The 20,646-nt window shown below is 70.2% G+C and carries 21 protein-coding genes; 4 read left to right on the top strand and 17 right to left on the bottom strand.

The genetic code is table 11. The features are described from left to right. The first annotated feature begins 86 nt into the window (after positions 1–86). A complete protein-coding gene (locus tag ACIQWG_RS35505) occupies positions 87–1,094 on the top strand; it encodes an NlpC/P60 family protein (protein ID WP_404103451.1) in 1,008 nt (335 codons plus the stop codon). 195 nt (positions 1,095–1,289) lie between these two features. Continuing rightward, positions 1,290–2,000, top strand: coding sequence for a phosphatase PAP2 family protein (locus ACIQWG_RS35500; protein WP_404103448.1), 711 nt, complete (start codon positions 1,290–1,292; stop codon positions 1,998–2,000). A 76-nt stretch (positions 2,001–2,076) separates the two neighbouring features. On the opposite strand, the gene ACIQWG_RS35495 is transcribed toward ACIQWG_RS35500, so the two are convergent. From ACIQWG_RS35495 to ACIQWG_RS35485, 3 genes are all read right to left on the bottom strand, one after another. Beyond that, a complete protein-coding gene (locus tag ACIQWG_RS35495) occupies positions 2,077–3,675 on the bottom strand; it encodes an FAD-binding oxidoreductase (RefSeq protein ID WP_404103446.1) in 1,599 nt (532 codons plus the stop codon). A gap of 308 nt (positions 3,676–3,983) precedes the next feature. Next, positions 3,984–4,982 carry an anion permease gene (locus ACIQWG_RS35490; protein WP_404103443.1) on the bottom strand — a complete coding sequence of 333 codons (999 nt, stop codon included), beginning with the start codon at positions 4,980–4,982 and terminating at the stop codon, positions 3,984–3,986. A gap of 7 nt (positions 4,983–4,989) precedes the next feature. Next, positions 4,990–5,610: a DUF47 domain-containing protein gene (locus ACIQWG_RS35485; protein WP_030951199.1), complete on the bottom strand. Its 621-nt coding sequence runs from the start codon at positions 5,608–5,610 to the stop codon at positions 4,990–4,992. A gap of 242 nt (positions 5,611–5,852) precedes the next feature. On the opposite strand from ACIQWG_RS35485, the gene ACIQWG_RS35480 reads away from it, so the two are divergent. Continuing rightward, a complete protein-coding gene (locus ACIQWG_RS35480; RefSeq protein ID WP_404103440.1) occupies positions 5,853–6,230 on the top strand; it encodes a metal-sensitive transcriptional regulator in 378 nt (125 codons plus the stop codon). Positions 6,231–6,253: 23 nt separating this feature from the next. Here ACIQWG_RS35480 and ACIQWG_RS35475 read toward each other — a convergent pair whose 3' ends face one another. Together ACIQWG_RS35475 and ACIQWG_RS35470 are read right to left on the bottom strand one after the other, a co-directional pair. Beyond that, on the bottom strand, positions 6,254–6,433 hold the full coding sequence (locus ACIQWG_RS35475; protein WP_404103438.1) for a hypothetical protein: 180 nt from the start codon (positions 6,431–6,433) through the stop codon (positions 6,254–6,256). A gap of 110 nt (positions 6,434–6,543) precedes the next feature. Then, complete coding sequence (locus ACIQWG_RS35470) at positions 6,544–7,377, bottom strand: hypothetical protein (protein ID WP_404103435.1); 834 nt, start codon at positions 7,375–7,377, stop codon at positions 6,544–6,546. Between the two features lie 123 nt (positions 7,378–7,500). Between ACIQWG_RS35470 and ACIQWG_RS35465 the strand changes: the two genes are divergently transcribed. Continuing rightward, positions 7,501–7,680 carry a hypothetical protein gene (locus tag ACIQWG_RS35465; protein WP_404103432.1) on the top strand — a complete coding sequence of 60 codons (180 nt, stop codon included), beginning with the start codon at positions 7,501–7,503 and terminating at the stop codon, positions 7,678–7,680. Positions 7,681–7,812: 132 nt separating this feature from the next. On the opposite strand, the gene pstB is transcribed toward ACIQWG_RS35465, so the two are convergent. The 12 genes from pstB to mshD form a co-directional block, all read right to left on the bottom strand. After that, on the bottom strand, positions 7,813–8,589 hold the full coding sequence (gene pstB, locus ACIQWG_RS35460; RefSeq protein WP_404103429.1) for a phosphate ABC transporter ATP-binding protein PstB: 777 nt from the start codon (positions 8,587–8,589) through the stop codon (positions 7,813–7,815). 54 nt (positions 8,590–8,643) lie between these two features. Next, positions 8,644–9,705, bottom strand: coding sequence for a phosphate ABC transporter permease PstA (pstA, locus tag ACIQWG_RS35455; protein WP_404103426.1), 1,062 nt, complete (start codon positions 9,703–9,705; stop codon positions 8,644–8,646). Beyond that, the gene (gene pstC / locus ACIQWG_RS35450; protein WP_404103423.1) at positions 9,702–10,703 is read right to left on the bottom strand and encodes a phosphate ABC transporter permease subunit PstC; all 1,002 of its coding nucleotides are present in this window, start codon (positions 10,701–10,703) and stop codon (positions 9,702–9,704) included. Before pstC ends, pstA begins: the two co-directional genes overlap by 4 nt. A gap of 103 nt (positions 10,704–10,806) precedes the next feature. Continuing rightward, on the bottom strand, positions 10,807–11,937 hold the full coding sequence (gene pstS, locus ACIQWG_RS35445) for a phosphate ABC transporter substrate-binding protein PstS (protein WP_404103421.1): 1,131 nt from the start codon (positions 11,935–11,937) through the stop codon (positions 10,807–10,809). A gap of 246 nt (positions 11,938–12,183) precedes the next feature. Beyond that, positions 12,184–12,606 (bottom strand): NUDIX hydrolase, encoded by a 423-nt coding sequence (locus tag ACIQWG_RS35440; protein ID WP_404103418.1) that lies wholly within the window; start codon positions 12,604–12,606, stop codon positions 12,184–12,186. A 70-nt stretch (positions 12,607–12,676) separates the two neighbouring features. Further along, complete coding sequence (locus ACIQWG_RS35435) at positions 12,677–13,822, bottom strand: CHAD domain-containing protein (RefSeq protein ID WP_404103415.1); 1,146 nt, start codon at positions 13,820–13,822, stop codon at positions 12,677–12,679. Beyond that, complete coding sequence (locus ACIQWG_RS35430) at positions 13,803–16,178, bottom strand: RNA degradosome polyphosphate kinase (RefSeq protein ID WP_404103411.1); 2,376 nt, start codon at positions 16,176–16,178, stop codon at positions 13,803–13,805. Before ACIQWG_RS35430 ends, ACIQWG_RS35435 begins: the two co-directional genes overlap by 20 nt. Before the next feature lie 147 nt (positions 16,179–16,325). After that, entirely contained in the window at positions 16,326–17,258 is a 933-nt protein-coding gene (locus ACIQWG_RS35425) for a hypothetical protein (protein WP_404103408.1), read from the bottom strand. After that, the gene (locus ACIQWG_RS35420) at positions 17,255–18,256 is read right to left on the bottom strand and encodes an ABC transporter permease (RefSeq protein WP_404103405.1); all 1,002 of its coding nucleotides are present in this window, start codon (positions 18,254–18,256) and stop codon (positions 17,255–17,257) included. The genes ACIQWG_RS35425 and ACIQWG_RS35420 overlap by 4 nt, the downstream gene beginning before the upstream one ends. Continuing rightward, positions 18,253–19,140 (bottom strand): ABC transporter ATP-binding protein, encoded by an 888-nt coding sequence (locus ACIQWG_RS35415; protein ID WP_404103402.1) that lies wholly within the window; start codon positions 19,138–19,140, stop codon positions 18,253–18,255. Before ACIQWG_RS35415 ends, ACIQWG_RS35420 begins: the two co-directional genes overlap by 4 nt. Further along, entirely contained in the window at positions 19,137–19,523 is a 387-nt protein-coding gene (locus ACIQWG_RS35410) for a GntR family transcriptional regulator (RefSeq protein ID WP_404103399.1), read from the bottom strand. Before ACIQWG_RS35410 ends, ACIQWG_RS35415 begins: the two co-directional genes overlap by 4 nt. A 120-nt stretch (positions 19,524–19,643) precedes the next feature. Beyond that, a complete protein-coding gene (gene mshD / locus ACIQWG_RS35405; RefSeq protein ID WP_404103397.1) occupies positions 19,644–20,570 on the bottom strand; it encodes a mycothiol synthase in 927 nt (308 codons plus the stop codon). Positions 20,571–20,646: the final 76 nt, after the last annotated feature.

The raw sequence follows: 20,646 nt of genomic DNA, 5'->3' as shown, positions 1-20,646 counted from the left end.
CGTACCGCGAGAGCGCCGGTTGCGACGAGTCCCACGGGGGAAGCTCCTAGACTGGCGCGGGCGGACTCCCGGCGGGCGAGGGGCGGTTGACGGTGCGTAAGGCATGGATCGTGGCGGGTGCCACCCTCGCGGTGGGGCTCAGCTTCGTGATGCTGCTCGTCATCGGGGTCTACATCGTCGCCGGGAACCTCGCGAACGGCGTGGGCGGCGCGTCCAAGGCGCTGGCCAAGGGGGCGGTGCCGGCCGCCTACGCGGACCTCGTGCGCAAGTGGGGCAACCTGTGCTCGGCGATCAACCCCGCGCTGCTCGCCGCCCAGCTGTACCAGGAGAGCGGGTTCAACCCGAAGGCACAGAGCCAGGCCGCCGCGCAGGGCATCGCGCAGTTCATCCCGGGGACGTGGGCCACCCACGGGATCGACGGCGACGGCGACGGCGACCGTGACGTATGGGACCCGAAGGACGCGATCCCGTCGGCCGCGTCGTACGACTGCAAGCTCGCCTCGTACGTGAAGGACGTACCCGGCGATCCGACGAAGAACATGCTCGCGTCCTACAACGCGGGGGCGTACGCGGTCATCAAGTACGGGGGCGTGCCGCCGTACAAGGAGACGCAGAACTACGTCAAGATCATCACGACCCTGGAGGAGAGCTTCGCCGCTCCCGTCAACCGGGTGGATCCCAGCAAGCAGGCGGCCGGCGCCATCTACTACGCCCAGAAGAAGCTGGGCACGCCCTACCTCTGGGGCGGCGAGGGCGGTGCCGCGGACGGTGGCCGGTTCGACTGCTCGGGGCTGACGCAGGCCGCGTACGAGAGTGTCGGGATCACGTTGCCGCGGGTGGCCAACGACCAGTGGAACGCGGGGCCGCATCCGGCCAGGGACGAACTGCTGCCCGGGGATCTGGTGTTCTTCTCGGACGACCTCGACAACTCCCGGGCCATCCGGCATGTGGGGATTTATGTCGGTGGCGGGTACATGATCGACGCGCCGAGAACGGGTGCTGTGATCCGGTTCGACCCGATCGACACCCCCGACTACTTCGGGGCCACGAGAGTCACCGAAGATGGCGCGAAAGCGCTGCCCACGACGGTATAGACGGAGCGTGAACCCACCCCCTGAGCTGCGGCGATGGGTCTCTCTTCGATAACGTCTGCGTGATCATTCAGTGGAGTGTGGAACGTATCAACAGGGGCCGTGCGTTCCTGGTGTCGTAGCCGGATCTACAACCACGGGGGTGGCGGAACGGCGTACGCACCAAGCGCCGAGAGACGATGAAGGGGCCGCGGCATCATGGCTGGACTCGCAGCATCCGGGTCGAACCCCGACGTCGAGCTGCTCTACGACATCAATGGCCTGGCCAAGGAAGCACCGCGCTGGTTCGACCGCGCCATGGAGTACGTCGGCGAGTACGGGCTGCTGCTCGGCCTGGTGCTGCTCGTGGTGTGGTGCTGGTGGTCCGTGCGGCGGCAGGGCGAGCAGGACGCCGCCTCGTCCGTGGCCGCGCTCGTCTGGGCGCCGCTGGCCGCCGCGATCGCGGTGCTGGTGAACGTGCCGATACGGGGTTTCGTCGAGCGGCCCCGGCCCTTCAACGACCACCAGGGGCTCGAAGTCCTGGTGACCGGCAAGACCGACTACTCGTTCGTGAGCGATCACGCGACCATCGCCATGGCCCTGGGTGTCGGGCTCTTCGTGGCCAACCGGAAGTTCGGGCTCATCGGCATCGGGCTGGCGCTGCTCGAAGGCTTCTGCCGGATCTACATGGGTGTGCACTACCCGACCGACGTCGTCGGCGGGTTCGCCCTCGGCACCGCCGTCGCGCTGCTGCTGTCGCCGCTGGCCATGGCCATGCTGACGCCGCTGATGTCCGCGATCGAGCGGTCGCCCAGGGGCGGCCGGCTGATCAGGGCGCGGGGGAGGTCCGGGGTGGACGGGCAGGAGGCGCTCATCCCCGGCGCTCGGAAGGAGAGCGCGGGGGCTGAGGAGCGGGATCTCGCGGCTTAGCGGATTCGCGGGCCGGCGGCGAGCGAGCGGTTTTTCGGAGCGGCGTGCGGGTGGGGCGCGTTGGGCTTTCGGGGCGTCACAGCGACTGCGGATAGCTGAAGAAGCCCTCCGGGTCGTACTGCTTCTTGAGCTTGGTCAGGCGGGTCGCCGCGTCCCCGTAGTACGCCTTGCGCCAGTCCCGTAGGGACGGGTCGGAGTAGTTCTGGTACGCGGCGCCCGACGCGTGCGGGCGCATCGCCGTGTGGGCGGACGTCAGCCACGCCTGGACGGTGGAGCCCGTCGCGCCGGCGCCCCAGGAGGCGATGTACTGGGCCAGGATGCGCGAGCGGCGGTGCACGAAGGCCGTCGCCGTGGGGGAGACGCGGTTGACGGCTCCGCCCAGGGCCGTGAGCGCGATGCTGCCGGCGCCGCCGCGGACCGACTGCACCTGCTTCAGCAGGGTCTGGATGCCCGCCGCCGAGATCGAACGGTCGAAGAAGTCCGACTTCGCGGCATACGTCTCGCGGCCCAGCGCGCCCTGCGGGGAGCGGCCGGGGGTCGAGCCGGGCAGGTGGCACTGGGCGTCCGAGGCGAAGGACGAGCAGCCGGCGTACAGCTCCATCGACTCCTCGTAGGAACGGCGCTTGAGGGTGACGCTGCTCGCGGGGCCGGGGCCGCCGGGGCGGTCGGCGAGGCGGTCGACCGCGTTCTGGAGTTCGCGGTAGGTGCCCAGGGAGAACGCGGCGACGGAGATCGTGGGGTTGCCGCCCGCGTTCTTGGCCAGGTGCAGGGACGACCAGATCTCGTCGGGCTGGTCGGGGCCCCACTCCTGCCATGCCTTGATCAGCGCGGCCGCCTTCGACCAGGGCCAGGTCATGTACGCCGTCACGGCCTGGGGGGCGGGGTGGGTCTTGAAGTGGAGTTCCGTCACGACGCCGAAGTTGCCGTTGCCCGCGCCGCGCAGGGCCCAGAACAGGTCCTTGTTGGTGGTGGCGTTGGCGGTGAGCTGCTTGCCGTCGGCGGTGATGAGGGTGGCCTGGGTGAGGCTGTCGCAGGTCAGGCCGTACGCGCGGGAGGTCACGCCCTGGCCGCCGCCGAGAGTGAGGCCGGAGACGCCGACGGTGGGGCAGGAGCCGGCGGGGATGGTGGTGCCCTTCGCGGCGAGGGCGCGGTAGACGTCGATGAGCTTGGAGCCGGCGCCGACCACGGCGGTGTTGCCGGTGGCTCGGATGCGGTTGAGCTTGGAGACGTCGATGATCAGGCGGTTGTTGCCGGAGGACCAGCCGCCGTAGGAGTGGCCGCCGTTGCGTATCGCGACCTTGAGGTGGTGGGCGCGGGCGTAGGCGAGGGTGGTGCGGATGTCGTCGGGGTGGGCGACGTAGGCGACCGCGGCGGGCTTCAGGGTGTCGAAGCGGGTGTTGTAGAGCTGGTGGGCCGTTTTCCAGTCGGCGTCGCCCGGGCGGATGAGGCGGCCGTCGAGGTCTTGGGCGAGGGCGGTCCAGGTGGCGGGGGCGGGGGCGCCTGCGGCGGCTTTGCCGGATGCGGGGGCCGTGGCGGTGGTTGCGGTGTTCTGGGTGCGGGTGGCTGTGCCTGTGCCCGCGCCGGTGGTGCTGTTGGGCTCGTTGCCGTTGCAAGCGGTTGCCGTCAGGGCGGTTATCGCTGCTGCCGTGCCGCCGATGAAGGTGCGCCGTTCCATCTCGCCTCCTGGGGGTTCGTGGAACGAGACGAGGTGGTGCGGGGTGGGGTTCCCTGGGGGGACGGTCGTTTGCCGTGCCTTGATGTTTCTCGCCCCCGCCGCCCCTACCCGTCCCATCCCCAGGGGCTTCGCCCCTTCGACCCCACCAGGGGGCTCCGCCCCCTGGACCCCCGCCGGCCCTGAAGGGGCCTTGTCCTCAAACGCCGGACGGGCTGAAAGATGCGAACCGTGCGTCGAGAGGCCCCGCTGCGAAGTGTCGCCCCACCCCAGCCCAGCCCAGCCCAGCCCGGAGAGCTACGCCCAACCCCCTACAAAAACGCCAGATTCACAACCCCGAACGCCCCCGCCGCCACCAACGCCGCTGCCGGCATCGTGATGAACCAGCCCAGGACGATGTTCTTGGCCACGCCCCAGCGCACGGCGTTCACGCGCTTCGTCGCGCCCACGCCCATGATCGCGGAGGTGATGACGTGGGTCGTGGAGATGGGGGCCTTGAAGAGGAAGGCCGTGGTGAACATGATCGACGCGCCCGTCGTCTCCGCGGCGAAGCCCTGGGGTGGGTCGAGTTCGATGATCTTGCGGCCCAGGGTGCGCATGATGCGCCAGCCGCCGGCGTACGTGCCGAGGGAGAGCATGACGGCGCAGACGATCTTCACCCAGACCGGGATGGGGTCGCCGTAGTCCTCGACGTCGGCGATGACCAGGGCCATCACCACGATGCCCATGGTCTTCTGGGCGTCCTGAAGACCGTGGCCGAGGGCCATGCCCGCGGCCGAGACGGTCTGGGCTATGCGGAAGCCGCGCTTGGCCTTGTGCGGGTTGGAGCGGCGGAAGAGCCACATGATCGCCGTCATGACCAGATAGCCGACGCACAGACCGACGATCGGTGACACGAACATCGGGATGATGATCTTCTCCAGGACCCCCGACCAGTACACCGTCGTGCCGCCGGCCAGTGCCGCGCCCACCATGCCGCCGAACAGGGCGTGGGAGGAGGAGGACGGCAGGCCGTAGTACCAGGTGATGAGGTTCCAGGTGATCGCGCCCACCAGTGCGGCGAAGAGGATGCCCATCCCCTTCGAGCCCTGCGGTGTCTGGATCAGGCCCTCGCTGACCGTCTTGGCCACGCCGGAGCCGAGGAAGGCGCCGGCCAGGTTCATCACCGCGGCCATCGCCAGCGCCGCCCGGGGCGTCAGCGCCCGCGTCGACACGGAGGTGGCGATCGCGTTGGCCGAATCGTGGAAGCCGTTGGTGTACGTGAAGAAGAGCGCGACCGCGATGGTCACGACCAGGGCGAAGGTGTCCATTGAGCGGTCAGGACTCCTTGACGGCGATGGTCTCCACCGTGTTCGCCACGTGCTCGAAGGCGTCCGCCGCTTCCTCCAGCACATCCACGATCTGCTTGAGCTTCAGGACCTCGATGGCGTCGTACTTGCCGTTGAAGAGGTGGGCGAGGAGCTTGCGATGTATCTGGTCGGCCTGGTTCTCCAGGCGGTTGACCTCGATCCAGTACTCCGTGAGGTTGTCCATCGTGCGCAGGTTCGGCATCGCCTCGGCCGTCAGATCGGCCGCCCGGGCGAGGACCTCGATCTGCTGCTCGACGCCCTTGGGCAGTTCCTCGACGTTGTAGAGGACGACCAGGTCGACGGCCTCCTCCATGAAGTCCATGATGTCGTCGAGGCACGATGCGAGGTTGTAGATGTCCTCGCGGTCGAACGGCGTGATGAACGAGGAGTTCAGCTGGTGGAAGATCGCGTGTGTGGCGTCGTCACCTGCGTGTTCCGCGGCCCGCATACGCTCTGCGATCTCGGCCCGGCCGGCGGTGTCCGCCCCGAGCAGTTCCATCAGGAGTTTCGAGCCCGTGACGATGTTGTCCGCGGATGCCGCGAACATGTCGTAGAAGCTCGTCTCCCGGGGGGTCAGACGAAAGCGCACGTGAGGGTCCTCAAGAAGCATCGGTTTCGGTCAGGCTGATGCTAAGTGCATCATCCGGCCACGGCTAATGGGCCGTCCTCCAGTGTCACCCATCATTCACAGTGGTCGGCACGGGGGCTGCCCAGTGGTCCAGTCCAGCGTCGTGGCCGGTCGCGGCTTCGGCCACAGGGCCTATACCCAGCAAAGTTCGATACGATATACCCAGTAGGGGTATATGAAGCGGTATACGACTGGAGGACGCGATGACGACCACCGGGGCCGGCGCGGGTGCGACCTCCGCCACTGATCAGGACACGGAAGCAGCCGTCCCGGAGGTCGTGACGGACCACGACCGCGGCATCCACGGCTACCACAAGCAGAAGGACGAGCACCTCAAGCGGCTCAGGCGGATCGAGGGGCAGATCCGTGGCCTCCAGCGCATGGTCGACGAGGACGTCTACTGCATCGACATACTCACGCAGGTGTCCGCCTCCACCAAGGCCCTGCAATCCTTCGCCCTCCAGCTGCTGGAGGAACACCTGCGCCACTGCGTCGCCGACGCGGCCCTCAAGGGCGGTGCGGAGATCGACGCGAAGGTGGAGGAAGCGACGAAGGCGATCGGGCGGCTGCTGCGGACCTGATCTCCGCGGATGTGAGGGACGACTCACTCACCGGCCGAGATGTCCCGCTCCTTCGCGACCCGCAGCACCTCGTCGATGCTCTCCAGGCTGAGCCGCTCCTCGCGGGCGGCCGAGGCCGCGATGATCAGCTCTCCGCACAGCTCGATCTCGGCGAGGGCCACGTGGTCCTGAACTGCCGTACCGCCGACCGGAGCCACGTGCATCACCTCTTCTCTGGCGTTACCGACTTCCTAGAGTAGGGAGCGGCCTACACACCGCGCATGGCACGGACGGGCTAGTTCTTGACGTCCGTCACGCACGCATGCACCGACCCTCACTGCTCGGCGATCTCGCCGGCGTAGATGTCGTCACCGTCGGGCAACCGTACGTCGACGGGGGCCCCGAAGTCGTACAACAGGGTCGTCGAGGCCACGGCGACGGCGTCCTGCTGCCGTCCGTTGACGAAGCTGAACCGGTGCCGGACCTTGCGGATCCGCCCCTCGTCGTCGAGGAAGACGTCGAACGGTACCTGATCCGTGGCGAACCCTTTCGCCGCCGCCGTCAGGGACTCGGCGTTCCCCTTGGCGGCCTCGCGCGCGGCAATGCCCAGGTCAGCGGTGCCCCGGTAGTGCCGCACCGGCGTACCGGCGATCTCGTCGTCCCCGACCAGCCGCGCCGTCCGCGCCCCGCGCAGCACCTCGGCGGCGATGTACGGATCGGTGGCGCCGCCGGTGACGAGGTTCCCGTCGGACAGCGACCGGGTGTCGACGCGCACCCACTTGTCGGCGGGGACGCCGGCGCCCCGGTTCTTCATGAACAGCGCTCCGGGGGCGAGCAGCTCCATGATCGGCCGATGCGGGGTCGCGCCCGCCGGATCCTGCGGCAAGAGCACCCTCAGCCGCCCGATCTGCTTGCGGAAGTCGTACACGCCCTCGCCGCGGATCGTGACCCGGGTGCCGCCGGTGGCCATCTCCATGGAGGTGGTGGCCTTGGAACTCCGGGCGTCCACGAGCGCGGCGGCCGAGCGGCGCACCGTCGCCAGGGCGCCCTCGCCCCGCGCGTCCTCGGCGGCCCCGCTCTCCGCGCAGCCGCCGCCGGCCAGGCAGACACACAAGACCCCAGCCGCGACGCCCGCCCCACGTCTCCGGTGCTGCTGCCGCTCCGTCATCGCCTGCCTACCCCCAGCCGGTACGTCCGTCACGGGCCCCCACGTTCCGGTTAACGACGGGTAGGTGCCCCCGTCACGCACGCCGGGGAGTCGCGCCCACTGGCCTTGGGTAACGTTGTCAGCGTGGCGAAGCAGGACGGACCAACCTCCCCCACGAAACAGGGCGGCCTCTCGGACCACCGCACGTCGATGGTGGAGAAGGGCCCCTTCTGTTCGGCCCACTGCACCTGCGGCTGGCGCGGCCCGGCGAGACGCGCCCGCAGTCTGGCCAGGGCGGACGCGGAGGGGCATGTGCGCGGGTGACGCCCGGCCGGATGCCGTCAGCAGTGGGCGTATGTGCCGGAAAACAGAGACGGGCCCGCCCCCCGGGAGCCGGGGGGCGGGCCCTTTATCTGCCTCGCGGTGGCACCGCCATGCAGCACCGCGAGGGGTCTGTCAGCCGAAGCGGCCGGAGATGTAGTCCTCGGTGGCCTGGACCGACGGGTTGGAGAAGATGCGCTCCGTGTCGTCGATCTCGATCAGCTTGCCGGGCTGGCCGACGGCCGCCAGGTTGAAGAAGGCCGTGCGGTCGGAGACACGCGCCGCCTGCTGCATGTTGTGCGTCACGATGACGATCGTGAAGCGCTCCTTCAGCTCACCGATCAGGTCCTCGATGGCGAGCGTGGAGATCGGGTCCAGGGCCGAGCAGGGCTCGTCCATCAGCAGGACCTTGGGCTCCACCGCGATCGCCCGCGCGATGCACAGACGCTGCTGCTGACCACCGGAGAGACCGGAACCGGGCTTGTTCAGGCGGTCCTTGACCTCGTTCCAGAGGTTGGCGCCCTTGAGGGACTTCTCGACCACGTCGTCCAGCTGCGACTTCTTGTACGAGCCGTTCAGCTTCAGGCCGGCCGCCACGTTGTCGTACACCGACATCGTGGGGAACGGGTTCGGGCGCTGGAAGACCATGCCGACCTCGCGCCGCACGGTCACCGGGTCGACCCCGGCGCCGTACAGGTTCTCGTCGTCGAGCATGACCTTGCCCTCGACCCGGCCGCCGGGGGTGACCTCGTGCATGCGGTTGAGGGTGCGCAGGAAGGTGGACTTGCCGCAGCCGGACGGGCCGATGAAGGCCGTCACGGAGCGGGGCTCGACGGTCATCGAGATGTCCTCGATGGCACGGAACGAGCCGTAGTAGGCGTGGAGGCCGCTGACGTCAATTCGCTTGGCCATGGGTATCACTGCTTCTTTCGGATCCGAGTCGCTGACTGTTCACACTTGGCCGCGTCAGCGACCGGTCTTGGGGGCCTTCCAGCGGGCGAGAGCCCGGGCCGCCAGATTCAGGATCATCACGAAGATGATCAGAGTGAGGGCCGCGGCCCAGGCGCGGTCGATACCCGCGTCCGAACCGGCGCTCAGCGAGTACTGCTGGTAGATGTACAGCGGCAGCGACGCCTGCGGACCCTCGAAGGGGTTGTTGTTGATGAACGGGTTGCCGAACACCACCAGCAGCACGGGCGCGGTCTCACCGGCGATACGGGCCACCGCCAGCATGATGCCGGTGGTGATACCGCCGATCGCGGTCGGCAGGACCACCTTCAGGATCGTGCGCCACTTCGGAATGCCGAGGGCCAGGGATGCCTCACGCAGCTCGTTCGGGACGAGCTTGAGCATCTCCTCGGTGGAACGGACCACGATCGGCAGCATCAGGATCGTCAGCGCGAGCGCGCCGGCGAAGCCGGAGAAGTTCAGGTTGAAGGCGAGCAGGATGCTGAGGATGAACAGACCGGCGACGATCGACGGGATACCGGTCATCACGTCGACGAAGAAGGTGACGGCACGGGCGAGCGCACCGCGCCCGTACTCCACCAGGTAGATCGCGGTGAGCACACCGATCGGCGCGGCGATCAGGGTGGCGATGCCGACCTGCTCCAGGGTGCCGATGATGGCGGCGTAGACGCCGCCGCCCGGCTCGGAGTTGCCGATGACGCCCATCGAGTGGCTCAGGAAGTATCCGTCGAGGACCTTGATGCCGCGCTGGACGGTCGCCCAGATCAGCGACGCGAGCGGCACGACGGCGAGCAGGAAGGCGACCCAGATCAGCGAGGTCGCGATGCGGTCCTTGGCCTGGCGGCTGTTCTCGACGCGGGAGGAGATGACGTACGTACCGAGGATGTACAGGATCGCGGCGATCAGACCCCACTGGATCTTGCTCTCGATCCCGGTGCCCAGGCAGAGGCCGATGGAGACCGCGACCGAGCCCGCGGCGATGCCGTACGGAGCCCACTTCGGCAGCTGGCCGCCCTGAAGGGAGTTCTGACGCTTGGCGGTGACGGCTGAGTGGCTCATGCGTTGGCCCCCGAGTACTCCTTGCGACGGGCGATGATCATGCGTGCCGCGCCGTTGACCAACAGGGTGATGACGAAGAGGACCAGACCGGAGGCGATCAGCGCGTCACGGCCGAACTCGTCGGCCTCGGGGAACTTGGCGGCGATGTTCTGGGCGAAGGTGCCGCCGCCGCCGTTCAGCAGGCTGAGGTGGATCAGGAAGTCCGGGGAGAGCACCGTGGCGACGGCCATCGTCTCGCCGAGCGCGCGGCCGAGGCCGAGCATCGAGGCGGAGATCACGCCGGAGCGGCCGAAGGGCAGCACCGACATGCGGATGACCTCCCAGCGCGTGGCGCCGAGGGCCAGGGCCGCCTCTTCGTGCATCTGCGGAACCTGGTTGAAGACCTCACGGCTGACGTTCGTGATGATCGGCAGGATCATGATGGCGAGCAGGATGCCGACGGTGAGCATCGAGCGCGCCGGGCCTTCGTCCCAGGAGAAGATGCCGGTCCAGCTGAAGTAGTCGTTCAGCCAGCTGAAGAGGCCGTTCATGTGCGGCACGAGGATCAGGGCGCCCCACAGGCCGTACACGATGGACGGCACGGCGGCGAGCAGGTCGATCACGTAGGCGATCGGGCCGCCCAGCCGGCGCGGGGCGTAGTGGGTGATGAAGAGTGCGATGGCGACGGCGATCGGGACGGCGATGACCATGGCGATGATCGAGGAGATGATCGTGCCGTAGGCCAGGACCGCGATGCCGAAGACCGGCGGCTTCGCGCCGGTGTTCCACTCGAAGGTCGTGAGGAAGTTGCCCTCGTCCTCGCTGATGGCGAGGACGGCGCGCCAGGTGAGGAAGGCCGCGATCGCGGCCATGACCACCAGCAGGAAGACGCCGGACCCTCGGGCGAGACCGAGGAAGACCCGGTCGCCGGGGCGGGTGGCGCCGCGGGCGGCGCGCTTGCGCTCGCCACTGTTCGGCTGGGGCGCGGGGGGAGGTGTGTCTTGGGTAGTTATGTCCATCGAGTTCTCCGGTCTGCGGAGTCGTACTCGGCGTACGGCTCCATGGCGGCGGTGCACCGGACGGTGCGGCCCGGTCTCAGTGGGACCGGGCCGCACACTCAGGTCAGCTCAGGCCCGCGACCGTGCTGCGGACCTTGGAGATGATGTCGGCCGGGATCGGGGCGTAGGAGTTCTCGGCGAGAATGCCCTGCCCGTCCTCGCTGGCGATGTAGGTCAGGAACGCCTTGACGGTGGGCAGCGTCTCCGCCTTGTTGCCCTTGTCGCAGACGATCTCGTACGTGACCAGGGTGATCGGGTAGGCGCCGTCGGCCTTGGTCGTGTAGTTGATCTCGAGCGCCAGGTCCTTGCCGGTGCCGACGACCTTGGCGTCCGCGATGGCGGCGGTGGCGCTGTCGGAGGAGGGCTTGACCGGCTGGGCGGCACCCGTGTCGATGGCGACGGAGGACAGGTCCTTGGCGTAGGACTCCTCCATGTAGCTGATGGCGCCGGCGGTCTGCTTGACCGCCTGGGCGACACCGGAGGAGCCGGACGCGGCCTGGCCGCCCGGAGCGGTCCACGCCTTGCCGCCCTCGAACTTCCAGTTGTCCGGGGTGGCGGCCGTCAGGTACTTGGTGAAGTTGTCCGTGGTGCCGGACTCGTCCGAGCGGTGGAACGCCTGGATCTTGGTGCTGGGAAGCTTCGCGTCGGGGTTCAGCTTCTTGATCGCGGCGTCGTCCCAGGTCTTGATCTGACCGCTGAAGATCTTGGCGATCGTCTCGGCGTCGAGGACGAGGTCGTCGACACCCGGGACGTTGTAGGCGAGGGCGATGGCGCCGCCGACCATCGGGAGGTCGATGCCCTGGCCGCCGTCGGTGCACGCGGTCTTCTTGGACTCGGCGATCTCCTCGGGCTTCAGCGCGGAGTCCGAGCCGGCGAAGGCGACCGTGCCCTGGTTGAACGCGGTGACACCGGCGCCGGAGCCGCCGCCCTTGTAGTTGATCTGAACGCCCTGGCAGGCGGCCGAGAACTGCTTGACCCAGGCGTCGATGGCGTTCTTCTGCGCGGACGAGCCGTCGGCCAGCAGCTGGCCCTTGGCGTCGTCGCACTTGATGGAGCCGGCCTGCGCGCTCGCCGAGGCGTCGCCGCCGTTGCCGTTGCCGGTGTCGTCGGAGCCGCACGCCGTGAGGGCCAGGGCGCCGGAGACGGCGAGAGCGCCGAGAGCGAGGACGCGCCGGTTCTTGCGCTGAAGCTTCACTTTGAGGGAATTCCTTCCAGGAGCCGCCGTCCTGAATTCGGCGGCGTGCGAAGAATGGGTGATGCGGACGCGTCTGGCGACGTGCAGCCCGTCATCGTGCAAGCCCGAAATTAGGCAGAACAGGTGAAGGAGCCGAAGGCCGTAAATGAACGGAGGGTGAACCCCTGGGTACGGCTGGGTGAGGTAACGGAACGCTTACGTTGAGGACACGGGTGTATTCCGAGGCTTTGTCGGGGTTGATTCGGACTATGCCAGTCGCAGGGACTCCAGCAGTGCGTCCACGAGGGTGCGATCCCTCGGTTGGGTCAGACGGTTTCGGGCCGCCGTGGGGGACAGCCACAGCAGACGGTCGACCTCGTCGTTGGGCATGAAGGAGCCGGCGCCCGCCTCGGCGGCCCAATAGCGGACTTCCTTCGGGCGGTCGTTGGCGATGTACCGCATCGTCGGCAGCTCGGCGCCCGGCTCGGCGGCGTGCCCCGTCTCCTCCGCCACCTCACGCAGCGCGCCGGCGAGGGGGGCCTCGCCGCGCTTCAGCTTGCCCTTGGGGTGGGACCAGTCGTCGTACTTCGGTCGGTGCACGAGGCATATCTCCAGCTGACCGTCTACCGGCGAACGGCGCCACAGGACACAGCCGGCCGCATGCACGGTGAGATCCTTCGCGTGAGTCACCGGGGGGATGCCTCCTTCAGGGGGAGTACCTGTGGTTCAGGGGTCCCAGGGCCCGCCTCCAAGAGGACCGCTAGGGCGTGCCCACCGTCTCCATCTGCCACGACTGCTGGAACGCGAACCGCGCCGCCTCCACCTCGTGGCGCTGGTCGGCGTGCAGCACACCGAGGGCGTACGCCGTCGCCGGGGCGATCCGCGGGGTGCGGGCCGCCTGGGCCGCGGCGGCCGCCGCCTCGGAGGCGTCGCGGTGCCGGTTCAGGGACTGCCCGGCCGCCAGCAGCCGTACGTCCACCGGCGCGTCGTCGCCGTGCAGGACCTCGCGGGCGTAGCGGTGCAGGCGCAGCAGCAGCCGGACCTGGTGCCAGGGCGCGTCCTGGGGATGCGGGGCCGGGTCCGGGGACAGGCCGTGGATGAGGGCCTCGGCGTTGTACGGGCTGCCCGCGGTCACCAGCGGCAGCGCCGCCACCGCGTCGGTCAGCCGCTCCTCGGCGGCGCGCGCCTGCGGGCGCAGGTCGGCGGTGGCCGCGGCCGGGGTGAGCGGAACCTCGCTGGCCAGTACGGCGATGCTGTCGGCGACCGCGTGGAAGCGGCTGCTGCCGAGGGCCTGGAGGGCGGTGCTGTGCGCCCGGGTCCGGGCGAGGGTCAGCTGGCGTTCGAGCAGTGCGCCGGCTTTGGCGGCGCCCACCGTGAGGTTGCCGCGTTCCTGGGCCGCCGCGGGGTGGGCCGGCGGGCCGGTGTCCCCGGCTGACGACTGCTGGCCGGCGGACGCCCCGCCGGGCATGCCGGCCACGCCCGGCTGGCTCGGCAGCACGGTCGCCCCCGACAGCCGGTGCAGCGCCAGCAGCAGGCGCTCCAGACGGGCCGCGTAGGCGTGCTCCATCGCGAGCGTGCCGGAGAGCCAGGCCAGTTCCGGGCGGATGGCCTCCGACCAGTCGGCGTCCAGCAGCGGGCGGAACGTGTGCAGGCTGGCGCTGATACGGCGGGCGGAGCGGCGCAGTGCCCGTGCCGCGTCGACGGAGGCCTCCGAGCCGTTGCCGTTGCCGTTGTCCCCCGTACGCGACTTGGTCCGCGCGGGGCCGCCCACGTCGCCGCCGGTCTCCCGGTGCAGGCGCAGGGCGCGGAGGAACTCCGTGGCCTGGGCGCGCAGGTACCCCGCGAGGGCGTCCCCTGACACGACCCCGGCCGTGGGGTCCGTCGGATCAAGGTGTTGCTGTGCCACGCCGGCGCCTCCGGGCGTCTATGAGCATCTCCTGGACGTTGCGCAGGGGCTGGCCTTCCGCGTCCATCGCGTGCCGGGTCCACTCGCCGTCCGGCCCCAGATGCCAGGACGCGGTGGTGTCGGACATACCGGTCTCCAGGAGCCGGTTCAGCGCGGCGCGGTGGGCCGGGTCGGTGACCCTGACCAGGGCCTCGATACGGCGGTCGAGGTTGCGGTGCATCATGTCGGCGCTGCCGATCCACACCTCGGGCTCGCCGCCGTTGCCGAAGGCGAAGACCCGGGAGTGTTCGAGGAAGCGGCCGAGCACCGAGCGGACGCGGATGTTCTCCGACAGTCCGGTCACGCCGGGGCGGATCGCGCAGATCCCGCGGACCCAGATGTCGACCGGCACGCCCGCCTGGGACGCGGCGTAGCAGGCGTCGATGATCGCCTCGTCGACGATGGAGTTGACCTTGATACGGATGTAGGCGGGACGTCCGGCACGGTGGTGCTGGACCTCCTTGTTGATCCGCGAGATCAGGCCGTCGCGCAGGGACTTGGGGGCGACCAGCAGCCGTCGGTAGGTCTCCCGGCGCGAGTAGCCGGACAGGCGGTTGAACAGGTCGGACAGATCCGCGCCGACCTGCGGGTCGGCGGTCAGCAGACCCAGGTCCTCGTACAGCCGTGCCGTCTTCGGGTGGTAGTTGCCGGTGCCGACATGGCTGTAGCGCCGCAGGGTCTCGCCCTCCTGGCGGACCACCAGGGACAGCTTGCAGTGGGTCTTCAGGCCGACCAGGCCGTAGACCACATGGCAGCCGGCCTCCTCCAGCTTGCGCGCCCACTTGATGTTGGCGTGCTCGTCGAAGCGGGCCTTGATCTCGACCAGCACGAGGACCTGCTTGCCGGCCTCGGCGGCGTCGATGAGCGCGTTGACTATGGGGGAGTCGCCGGAGGTGCGGTACAGGGTCTGCTTGATCGCGAGGACGTCCGGGTCGTCGGCCGCCTGCTCCAGGAAGGCCTGCACGGACGTGGAGAACGAGTCGTACGGGTGGTGCAGCAGCACGTCCCGGTTGCGCAGCGCCGCGAAGATGTCCGGCGCGGACGCCGACTCGACCTCGGCCAGATCGCGATGGGTGCCCGCGACGAACTTCGGGTACTTCAGCTCCGGCCGGTCGATGGAGGCGATGCGGAAGAGACCGGTGAGGTCCAGGGGGCCGGTGAGCGGGTAGACCTCGGCCTCGCTGATCTTCAGCTCGCGCACCAGCAGGTCCAGGACCTCCTGGTTGATGTTCTCCTCGACCTCGAGGCGCACCGGCGGGCCGAAGCGGCGCCGCATGAGCTCCTTCTCCAGGGCCTGGAGCAGGTTCTCCGTGTCGTCCTCCTCGACCTCCAGGTCCTCGTTGCGGGTGACCCGGAAGGCGTGGTGCTCCAGCACCTCCATGCCCGGGAAGAGCTCCTCCAGGTGCGCGGCGATCACGTCCTCCAGCGGGACGAACCGGCCGGGGGAGGCCTCCAGGAAGCGGGAGAGCAGCGGCGGCACCTTCACCCGGGCGAAGTGCGGGGTGCCGGTGACGGGGTTGCGTACGCGCACGGCCAGGTTCAGGGACAGGCCGGAGATGTACGGGAACGGGTGCGCCGGGTCGACCGCCAGCGGGGTCAGGACCGGGAAGATCTGGTGCCGGAAGAGGGTGAAGAGGCGGGCCTGCTCCTTCTCCTGGAGCTCGTTCCAGCGGACCAGGTGGATGCCCTCCTCCGCGAGCGCCGGGGCGACGTCCTCGTGGTAGCAGGCGGCGTGCCGGGCCATCAGCTCGCGGGAGCGGGCCCAGATCATCTCCAGCACCTCGCGGGGCTGGAGGCCGGACGCGGACCGGGTGGCGACACCGGTCGCGATACGGCGCTTCAGTCCGGCCACGCGGACCATGAAGAACTCGTCCAGGTTGCTCGCGAAGATCGCCAGGAAGTTCGCCCGCTCCAGCAGTGGCGTGTTCGGGTCCTCGGCGAGTTCGAGGACGCGTTCGTTGAACGCCAGCCAGCTGCGCTCCCGGTCCAGGAAGCGGCCCTGGGGCAGCTGGACACCGTCGATCTCGGTGACCTCGTAGGCGTCGAGGTCGGCGTCGATATCCGGTTCCAGTTCGGAGACCACCGCCGAGGTGACCGTGTGCGGGCGGTGCGCCGCGATGGAGCCCACGGAGGGCTGCGCGTGCTGGACCTTGGCCTGGGCGTTCCTGGACTTGCTCATATGCCCATTGTTCCGCGCCTCGCGGTTTATGGGCGCGTCGGAGCGCGCGGGTGGGAGCGTCGCGGGGAGGCGTCGTGCGTCCCCGTTCCTCGCGCTCTCCTCCGAGGGCGGCGAAGGCTCTGGCACGGCGGCGGTCATTGGCTGAGCGTCGCAAGTCCGTCTGAACCAATGGTTACGAAGACATGGCGTGTGGGATAGCGGGGGGCGGATCGCGAACGTCTACGTGTTCGGACATCTGTCCAGAAAGCGCGTCCCTCCCCCCGCGGAGGGACGCGCGGACGGTTCTCACGGGGTGCGGCGGCGCAGCACCGCGAAGGCGGTGAGGGTCGCGGCGGCGGCCAGGGCGAGCAGGACGCCGGTCTCGACGTACTGGAGGGGCCAGAAGTGTGACTCGGGGTGGTAGGTCACGCGGAGGTGCCGGACGCCGTCCTCGGTCCAGGTGTGCCGGTCGGCGACGAGCGCCGAGCGGTGCACCTCGAGGGAGCCGGTGCCGGTGCGGGTGACCTTGGGCCAGAGGTCCTCGCGGAGGCGCTCCAGCACGTAGTGAAGGAACAGCGCCACCGCGAAGCCCACCCCGCCCGCGGGTACGGCCCGGCGCAGCAGCAGCCCGGCGAGCGCGCCGAGGGCGAGGCCCGCCAAGGGGTACGCGACGGCGGTGGGCCCGGTGGCGACGAAGACGTCCGGGTAGTACCAGGCGCCGGCCAGATCGGGGCCGCCGGCCCGCCGCGCCCACCGCAGCAGCGGCATCACCACGCCGGCGCCGACGACGATCAGGGCGGCCGGCACGGCGAGCTTGGCGGCCAGCCAGCGGGCCGGGGTGACGGACTGGGTCCAGGCGAGCCGCGCGGTGCCGCTCTCCAGCTCGCGCCCGACGAGCGCGGCACCGGCCCAGGCGGCCACGAGGAGGCCCGCGTAGGCCAGGGCCGCGGTGACCGACTCCGTCCAGCCCGCGTAGACGTCGTCGACGGTCAGCCGGCCCAGGGCCGCGCAGCCCAGGTAGCCGTCGCGGGCCGGCGTGACACAGGCGGCGTCGCCCCGGCGGGCCTCGTCGCCGATGGTGACCATCCAGACCAGTACGGCCACGGCGCCGGTCAGCGCCAGGCCCCAGAAGACCAGCGCGGTGCGGTGCAGCCGCAGAACCATCCAGGTCAGCCCGTGCGGGCCGCGGCTCGCACGGCCGGCGGCGGTGGTCTCCGGCGCGGTGAGCGTGGCGGTCATACGGCGGCTCCGGAACGGCGCTTCAGCAGCCGGAAGGAGATCAGGACCGCCACCCCGGCCACGGCGAGGACGATGCCCGTCTCCACCAGCTGGAGGGGCCAGAAGTGGGAGGAGGGGTGGAAGTCGCGGTAGAAGCCGACGATGTCGTGCTCGGCGAGGCACTTGGCGTCGTCGACGCAGATCGGGTCCGCGACACGGGCGCCGGTGGAGGTGAGCGCGCCCTCGCCGGTGACCATGCCGATGTACGGGGGGTAGACGTCCTTCCCGGTCAGCGTCTCGACCGGCCACAGGTGCGGGCGCAGGTCGCCGAGCGCGTACATGAGGGCCAATAGTCCGACGACCGCCGTGCCGAGCGCGGGCAGGGCGCGGCGCAGCAGCAGGCCCGCGAGGACGCCGACGGCGAGGCCGAGAAGGGTGTAGGCGGTGGCGAGGGGGCCGTTGGCCACGAAGGTGGTGCTCTCGTGCCAGTCCCGTGAGCCGTTCAGCAGCCGCGGCCCGCCGTCCGCCGACCACACCAGGCGGTGCAGCAGGGTGAGCACGAGGGTGCCGGAGGCCAGCAGGGCGGCCGGGACGGCGAGCTTGGCGGCCAGCCAGCGGGCCGGGGTGACCGACTGGGTCCACGCCAACTGGGCGGTGCCGTCCTCCAGTTCGCGTCCGATGAGGGAGGCGCCCGCCCAGGCCGCGGCGAGGAGGGGCGCGAGGCCGAGGACCCCGCCGCCGAGGCCCACGGCGGTGTCGTACCGGCCGTACGCGGGGCCGGGGTCGTCGCAGCCCAGGCTCGGCTGCCCCGTGTCGCACCCCAGCTTCCGGAACTCGGCCCAGGCGGCGTCCGCGCCCGGTCCGTACGCCCACAGCAGGGTGCCCGCGCCGAAGATCACGAGCGGCACCCAGAACCACAGGGCCGAGCGGTGTATCCGCAGCATCGCCCAGAGCAGCCCGCGCGGACCTCGGGAGGCCGGGGCGGCGGTGGACGTGTCGATGGTCGTCACGGCGGTCATACGGCGGCCTCCCGCGGGTCGTCGAGGCGCAGGACCGGGGCCTGCGGGGCGCGCAGGTGCGCCAGGACCAGTTCCTCCAGGGTCGGGGCGGCGCTCTGCCAGGTGTCGTCGAGCGGGCCCTCGGGCCGTACCAGAGCGGTGAGTTGACGGCCCGTCGTACGGGACTCGACCACCGTGTGCGCGTCCAGGGACGCGTCGGCCCGGCCGGTGACCAGGCGGTGCGCGGCGAGCAGGTCGTCCAGCGGTCCGGCGAGGCGGACGTGGCCGGCGCCGAGCAGCAGGAGGTGGTCGCAGGCGCCCTCCAGTTCGGCCACGACGTGCGAGGACATGACAACCGTGGTGCCGTGCTCGGCCGCGTCGGCCATGAGCGCGGCCATCAGCTGATGCCGGGCCAGCGGGTCGAGATCGGCCATCGGCTCGTCCAGGAGCAGCAGTTCGGGGCGCTTGCCGAGGGCGAGGGCGAGCGCGACGCGGGTGCGCTGGCCGCCGGAGAGGGTGCGGATCCTGGCGGTCGGATCGAGGTCGCCCTCGTCGACGATCCGCTCGGCGACCCTCGCGTCCCAGCGGCCGGGGTTGAGCTCACGCCCGAAGCGCAGGGTGTCGGCGACCGTGAGCTGGAGGTGCAGGGGCTTGTCCTGGGCGACGTACGCGATCCGCTCGCGGACCTCGGCCGGGTCGTGGCCGAGGACGGTGAGGGTGCCCGCGGTGGGCCTGGTCAGGCCGGCGGCGAGGGACAGCAGGGTCGACTTGCCGGCGCCGTTCGGCCCGACGACGGCGCACACGCCGCCCCTCGGCAGCCGGAAGGAGCAGCCGTCCAGCGCCGGCTTCCCGCGCCGTCCGAACCGCTTGCCCAGTGCGGCCGCCTCCATGGCGGTCCCGGTCATGACTCGTCCCCCTTGAAGTGCGTGTCCAGTACGGAAGTGAAGAGAGCGTCCACGTCGTCGCGTTCCAGTCCTGCCGCGCGGGCCCGTACGGCCCACGCCTCCAGTTCCACGCGCAGCGGCGAGTCGGCCGGCGCGGTGTTCAGCCCGCGCCGCACGAACGTGCCGAGCCCTCGCCGTGCCTCGACCAGGCCCTCGCGTTCCAGTTCGCGGTAGGCCTTGAGCACGGTGTTGGGATTGATGGCGGTCGCCTCGACGACCTCGCGGGCCGTCGGCAGCTTGTCGCCCGGTTCCAACAGGCCCAGGCGCAGGGCCTGTTTGGTCTGCTGGACGATCTGCACGTAGGTGGCGACGCCGGAGCGCCGGTCGATGCGGTACTCGACCATCCGTTCCACCACCCTTTCACTAATTGAGTAGTGAAAGGGTGGTGGAAAGAAAGGGGCGGCGTCAAGGTCACCGCCCCTTACGGGAGTTATGTCAGGAATATGCGCTGGGTGTCCCGGGCGTCAGGTCTCCGTGCGGTACATGAGGTCCGTCTCGTACGTCGTGAACCCGAGCCGTTCGTACACCGACACCGCGGCCTTGTTGTCCGCGTCGACGTAGAGCATCGCCGTCGGCAGCCCCTGTGCCGCCAGATGCCGCAGGCCGACCGTCGTCAGGGCCTTGCCCAGGCCGCCGCCCTGCGCGCCCGGCCGGACCCCGAGGACGTACACCTCGCCCAGCCCCTCCTCCGCGTGGACCTTCGTCCAGTGGAAGCCGACGAGTTCGCCGCCGCGTTCCGCGAGGAAGAAGCCGGCCGGGTCGAACCACGGCTCGGCCTGGCGGTCGTCGAGGTCGCGCTGGGTGAGGGAGCCCTGCTCGGGGTGGTGGGCGAACGCGGCGGCGTTCACGGCGAGCCAGGCGCTGTCGTCCTGGCCGGGCACGAAGGCGCGGACCGTGACGCCCTCGGGGAGCACCGGGTCCGGCAGGTTCAGGTCCGCCAGTGAGCGGCGCATCTGGCGCAGTTCCCGGAACAGGGTCAGGCCGAGCACCTGCGAGAGATGCCGGGCGGCGGAGTGGCCGCCGTGCGCCCACACCCGCAGCCGCTTGCCGGACGCGGCGAGCAGGGCCGAGCCCAGCGCGCGGCCGTGTCCGTGGCCGCGGTGCGAGGGGTGGACTACGAGTTCGGCGGCCGGGGCCTCGACCGGGTCGGTGTCCTCCAGCTGGGCGTAGCCGACGAGTTCGCCGGCGACGGTCAGCAGCAGATGCGAGACGCCGTCGCGCTCTCCGCCGCGCAACTGGAGCCGGCCCTGCTCGGCCACCGCCTGCTGCCCGTCGTTCCGGGCGGCCTCCGCCAGCAGGTCGAGTACGGCCTCGGTCTGCTCGGGGGAGAGCGCCGAGTAGGTCTCGATGGCGCGGCCTGACAGGGGGTGTGCGGCGTCGTCGCTGGTCATGCGTACGAGGGTAAGGGGCGGTTGGGGCAAAGTCCCGGCACAGAAGCAATCAAGGTGTAACCCGGAACCCCCTGTC

The sequence above is a fragment of the Streptomyces sp. NPDC098781 genome (genome assembly GCF_044759995.1).
Classification (GTDB): Bacteria; Actinomycetota; Actinomycetes; order Streptomycetales; family Streptomycetaceae; genus Streptomyces.
Note: the sequence above shows the minus strand (reverse complement) of the source record. Positions and strands in the feature narration are given on the sequence as shown.